Genomic DNA, 6,117 nt, shown 5'->3' with positions numbered 1-6,117 from the left:
AACCCACTCTAGTTTATTTTCAACAATCAACTTATATAGTTTTTTATAATCTTGGCTACACTTCTTATTTATCAATGAAATATTTTTTTCTACGTACTCTTTAATTAAATTAAAAGCATGCATTGATAAATCATCATCTAACGTTAACTCTCTAATATGCCTTACTAAGCGATGTTGAAAGTTTAATCTGACTTCATCTCTAGTTAATAAATACTTGCCTTTTTCAGTTTGCGACAGTTTATATGTTTCATCCATTTGAACGAATCTACTGTTTAGGTTGAACTCGCTGAGTCTTTCTTGTGTAATTGACTTAGTTTTACCACTTCTTTTTCGATAGTAGTAAACTTCGTCTGTTAATAGTGTTGAAAAATCATCAGTCAATAAAGCTACTTGATACGAGAAAATAAAATCTTCCGAACTAATTCCAACTTTAAACAACAAGTCATTCTCGACCAAAAACTGCCTTCGGTAAAGTTTAGAATGAACAGCTATCACATTTAACAATGCCGGATATTCATATACATTACTGTTGGTAATTTCTTGATTAAACAACTTTGTATCTAGTTCAAGATTAGGTTCGTACACATCATCAATGATCCAACCCCTTCGTCCTATAACGACATCACTTTTAGTATCTTTTGCTCTTATGTACAGGCTTTTAAGTGCGTTCGGGGTTAGAATATCATCAGAGTCGACAAAGCAAATATACTCACCAGAAGCTTGCTTCATTCCAACGTTTCTAGCTGCACTTGCACCAGCATTTTCTTGTTGAAATAACTTTAATTGCAAATCTGTACAATGTTCATTAACTATAGCCACTGAGTCATCAGTCGACCCATCATCAACTATGATAAGTTCAAAATCCTGTTCAGTCTGAGCCTTAACAGAATTTATGCACTCTAAAAGGTATTCAGAAGCATTGTACATAGGAATAATGATACTAATTTTCACGATTTACCTCCTACATAGAGCTTTTTAGTAGATTATAAAGCTTTAATTTCATTATTCAGTTCTATCAGCTTGTCTGTCATTGTTGTTGTTGCAGCGCCAATATTGCTTAGGTAATAATTCTTAATGATCTGTCGGCTTTCACTAAGGTTATCGTTATTCACTTGTGAAAGAATTAAGTCATCTATATCTTGGTAATCTGAGTCAGATAACAAATGACCACCTTCTACGAATTTCGGTATTCCTGAATTAAAGAAATCAGTGACTAGGAAAGGTTTATCGAATGAAAGGTAATCAATAGCTACTGATGTGTTATCAAAAATTGCAATATCTACAATGTTGAAAAATGACTCAGTACTTTCACTAGTATCATATAATGAATACTCATTTTCACTTATCAAACTGATAATATTTTTGTGAGCTTCTTTCTCTTTGGCACATGTCGTACCAACAGCAGGATGCGGTTTATAAACTAATTGAAAACGCTCATCATTAAGTATTTTAGCTACTAGTTGTTCACCATATTTAGCTATTGAAGAGTAGTTCATCGAATCATGAGTTGCAGCCCAAGTTGGTGCATACATAACTTTAATTCGATCTTGCTCTAACTGAGTTATAGAGTCTTTAATAAACTCAATTTGAGGCCTTCCAATTTCAATGAAATTGTCTTCAGGGCAACGGATCAAATTATTTTTGTAGCGGTCAGTTCCAGCCTTACCTGCGGTAAATACAAAATCATAAGCTTTTGCTTGATTTGAATACATACATGATTTTTCGCTTTCACCATGATTAATATGTATATGATAAGCTTTATTATAAATAAGTGACTGAAAGTTTTTATAACCATTATTAACATATAGAATTGATTTAATATTTTTTTTCTCGTAAAAAGCCATTAGATCATCAATCGTATGAATATATCTAATATCTAATGCTATATTTTCTGATAGAAGTAATTCATAAACTTTGTAACTTCTTACTAAAATTGTGAAGTTAACACTCTCGTTTATCACTTCAACAGTCGAAAGCCATTGTTTCAATTGATAAATTTTTTCAACACTATCAGAAAAGTAAATAACTGAATCAATATTCTCTTTTGAGAACATATTCATTGAAACGCGAGTTATAAAGCTATACTGGGGAACTATATTTGTTTTTTTAGCACGAGATCTACTTTTTACTCGAGAAATATTTTTTTTTGGTTTAAAAAGTTTGTAGTACAAGCGCTTTGTAATATCAAACAAACCCAGAGATCTTAATAAATTTTTAAACATGTACTTCACTCTTATTTCAATTCATTGAACGTGGTAAAAATTATCTTTGATATGCCAAATAACAATAATAAAACAACACTTAGTAAAGTTATATTGTATATAACTTTTGGGTACATGTTATCTTCTGGCTGTGTAGGCTGCTCAATTGAAACCAAATATTTCAACTGCCTGTAAGCTTCTATTCTTGATTTTTCCATAGAAATAGTAGATGAAGCGAACCCCTTTATAGCAAGTTCAAGCTCTATTTTTAGATCTGAAAACTTAGCAAGCACCTGACTAACTGATAGATCTTTTTGGTTTAAACCTTCACTCTGTTGTGTCAACCTCTGCTTTTCAAATAACAGTTGTTCTTGATATGCCTTAATTTGATTTTCTATATTAACGACTTGAGGTGCTTCATCACTCATCACTGCACGCAGTGTTGTTAATTCAGTATTTTTTGCCGCTATTTGTGCTTCAATGCCATACGCTATTTGAGCGAGTGCCTTTCCTTCATCCTCAGGGTTTAACAGATTATACCTTTGCTGAAAAGCAAGTAGATCTGTCTGTGCTTTAATCAACCGCTTCTCGACTGACAAGTGCTCCTGTTTTACAAACTCTAATTGGGCATTTGCCAATTGATGGCTAATGTCATTGATATACCATTCGGCTTTCTCAGCAATTTTTGATGCAAGAAGGGTAGAAAATTCTGAATTAAAAGCTTGTGCTTTGACAGTAATTACTGAGGATTTTTCATCAACAACTACATCAATCATTGAACTATAAAATTGACTAAAAGCTTCTTTAGACTGCCAACTATAAAGTCTACTAAAAACATCTACTTGATTACTTTCAAAGTGCTCGCGTAACGACAATGTTTCGTTCAAATATTTAAGCATGTCATTTGAAAAAATATAAGCCTGTACAATTTGTGTATCGCTATTTGCCCCAGCTGCACCAAGTCCAGTCAGTAAAGCCATACTAGGATCTAATGTAGACATACCATCAGGTTGTTGAACAATCATTTGAGTACGGCTTTCGTATCTTGGACTAGCCCATATAATCTGATAAAACGAGAACAGTAGTATAGGTAAAAATACGAACAAACCAAGAGGAGTATATAAATACTTTAGGTATCTATTCTTACTCGACTGCTCTTTCATATTTTGTAATTTACCTAAAAGTCTAAACGGCGTTGACTTGACTGTAGTCTCAGCCAGTTCAGGTTTAGTAGGTTTTACATCATCAACATTATTCACTAAAAAATCTCTTATTCACTTAAATTTTTGACGAAAGCGCACTAGCGACTGATAGCTTGCTTCCAACAAAGTGTATAGCAGCACAAAGAAAAAAATGTAATCGCTATTGTAAACATAAATAGATAAAGTTCACTTACCCCTACTGCGCCATAAACTGGATAAGCAGCAAACCTAGACAGCTCTATAGCGTGTAAAATCGGGTTCCACAATAAAAACTTCCAAAGCCCCTCAGGAAGGTCCTGCAAACTGAAAAAAACTCCTGAAATGAAGAACAGAGGTCTTTGTAACATCGTTCTTATTTTATCTATTTCTGGAATAAAAGCCCTAGCAAGAGCAAAAAGCATTCCAGTACTTAATGCAATAAACCAAATCAACACAAGATAAACCAAAATTCTTAACGGGTCATAAATATCAATTTCAATCTGCATTAGATACATTATCATTGCTAATACACTAATAACTGCAACTTTATTGATAAGCTCAAATAAACCTACAGCTATTACAGAAGCAATAGGCTGCACTTGCCGAAAAGAAAATAATTGTTTATTTTTTTTGATGCTGCCTGATGTAGATGTAAGGGTGGTCAAAAAAAGTTGGATACAAATCATGCCGTATACCATAAAGACAAAAGTGGGCATAGAATGTGTTTCCCCCCCCTCAATTGCACTTCGTATATATGACAGAACAAAAATGAACGAAACAGGCTGAGCTACAGCCCAGCTAATGCCTAACTTATCACTAAATTTGCTTTTTATTTCACGTACAAAGATTGCAAATATAACATCTATCCATATTTGCAATACAGTTCTACTTCTAACAAATGCCATGGCTACTTACCCAAACCGTTGAGCAAAATCATTTTTTTTAGCTTAATTGATTGCATTGGCCGCTACAGCTATTTGATAAATAATTTGAGTTATATCTTTTACAGATTGCATTATTTTTGCATCGACTTTCGGTAATACAAGTATTTGATCGCCTGCCTTTAAATTGGCAGTTGCATTCATCTCTATCATACCATTTTGTCGTATGATCATAATTTGCTCATAGTCAGCTCTTTCAGAAAAGCCGCCAGCCCAAGCAATATAATCATTAACATTAGCTTCATCATTAAAAACAACGGCTTGCGGCATAATAACTTCACCGCCGATATGAATTAAATCTGTTTTAGGAGGGATAAATACTACGTCACCAGTTTCGAGTAATACATTAGCCACTCTGTCAGAGTCAGATACAATAACTTTACCTAAAGGCTGTACTAACCTAGCTCGCTTAGTAAATTCTAAAACCATTCTAGCTTCTTCAGCACGGATCCTTGCTTCACCATCCGATGATGCTGGAGCAGTGAAAATACTTCTTTCAAGGCGATTTAACGAATCGTCAATCATTTGCTTTTGCTTTAACGCTACACTTTTTCTTTGGATGTATACATTCGTGAAATTTGTTTGGTTTTCCTCAACAGGGATATTCGCTAATAAGTCATGCAACCGAGTATTCTTTTTAACAGCGAAATAAGAAGGCCCTAAATAACTACCTGAAACTTGTACATCAATTACCTGTGCTCTCAAATCATCATTAAAAAATAATTTGTCTCCATCACTTAATACAAAATTTTCAAATTCGTCAAATGACATATATCTTGAGAATGGACCAGTATCTCTATCCCCAATAACCCCAACATGACTTACTTTAGCCAAAGGCCTTGCATAATTGATGACTTCACGACCAATAGCAGACTGGTCCATAAGTTCGAATCTGAAAGGGTATCTAACGCTACCAGCAACGACAACAGATGCCCTTTGCTTGGAAACTAGAATCACATCTCTGTCTTTAAAATTAAAATTAGGTAAAAAACCTTTCACCATAAAATCATATAGATCGATTTTGTGGATCAATTTGTTATTTCTTAATACCTTTACGTCACGATAACTACCACGCTCAGGATCTATCCCGCCAGCTCGTTTTAAGAAATAAAGCAAACTATCAGACGCTAAACCTGCATATTGGCCAGGTCTAACAATATTTCCGGTGATAAACACACTAACAGGGGTTGAAGTTAATAGATTTACGTATATTTGAACGGAATCCTTATATGTCGCTCTAATATTTTGCGTCACAATTTGATTCAAATTGCTCGCCTTTACATCCTGAACTGCAACAGGGCCTATATTAGTAATAAATATATTACCTTGGGAATCAACAGTTAAAACCTCAGAAATAGAAACTGCACCCCAGAGTTTTATTGAAATTTTGTCTCCAGGAGCGATTAAATAGTCTTCATTCAATCCATCTAATCTTTCAGTTTCAAATCCTCCAGCAAAAATATTTGAACCAAATGGGGGGGGTAACCCGTTTTCACTAACAGGTAATAATGTAGAAACATCTTTCTCGCCAGGCAATAATACTCCTTGCCTTGTTGTATTTTGATAGCTACCAAGGTTCTTTGTGTTACTTGTATCTGACTGAGACTGAAGTGATTCAAATGTGTTTGCTGTTGCAGCTGAAGTTAGCTCATTATTAAGCTTCGGGTCCGCTGCAAAAGCACTCATGGAGAGAATAGAACAAAATAAAAAGGCAAGCGGCTTAGCTAAATTGATCATAATCTTAATTACCTAGCTCAATTTTATTATTATTATCAATAACATTTGACATTAAAT

At 34.1% G+C, this 6,117-nt stretch carries 5 protein-coding genes; all 5 read right to left on the bottom strand.

Annotated elements, in window-relative coordinates; all coding sequences use genetic code 11:
* The coding region (locus K5Q58_RS20345) for a glycosyltransferase family 2 protein (RefSeq protein WP_220755680.1) at window positions 1-951 on the bottom strand (951 nt) is incomplete at its 3' end.
* Window positions 952-983: 32 nt separating this feature from the next.
* A complete protein-coding gene (locus tag K5Q58_RS20340; protein ID WP_220755679.1) occupies window positions 984-2,222 on the bottom strand; it encodes a CDP-glycerol glycerophosphotransferase family protein in 1,239 nt (412 codons plus the stop codon).
* An 11-nt stretch (window positions 2,223-2,233) separates the two neighbouring features.
* On the bottom strand, window positions 2,234-3,460 hold the full coding sequence (locus tag K5Q58_RS20335; RefSeq protein WP_259651412.1) for a lipopolysaccharide biosynthesis protein: 1,227 nt from the start codon (window positions 3,458-3,460) through the stop codon (window positions 2,234-2,236).
* A gap of 41 nt (window positions 3,461-3,501) precedes the next feature.
* Window positions 3,502-4,287: an ABC transporter permease gene (locus K5Q58_RS20330; RefSeq protein WP_220755678.1), complete on the bottom strand. Its 786-nt coding sequence runs from the start codon at window positions 4,285-4,287 to the stop codon at window positions 3,502-3,504.
* A gap of 42 nt (window positions 4,288-4,329) precedes the next feature.
* On the bottom strand, window positions 4,330-6,060 hold the full coding sequence (locus tag K5Q58_RS20325) for a polysaccharide biosynthesis/export family protein (protein WP_220755677.1): 1,731 nt from the start codon (window positions 6,058-6,060) through the stop codon (window positions 4,330-4,332).
* Between the last annotated feature and the right edge of the window lie 57 nt (window positions 6,061-6,117).

The sequence above is a fragment of the Shewanella sp. KT0246 genome, assembly GCF_019654955.1.
Lineage (GTDB): Bacteria > Pseudomonadota > Gammaproteobacteria > Enterobacterales > Shewanellaceae > Shewanella > Shewanella goraebulensis.
The sequence above is the reverse complement of the archived record's forward strand: the minus strand, read 5'-3'. Positions and strand labels throughout refer to the sequence as shown.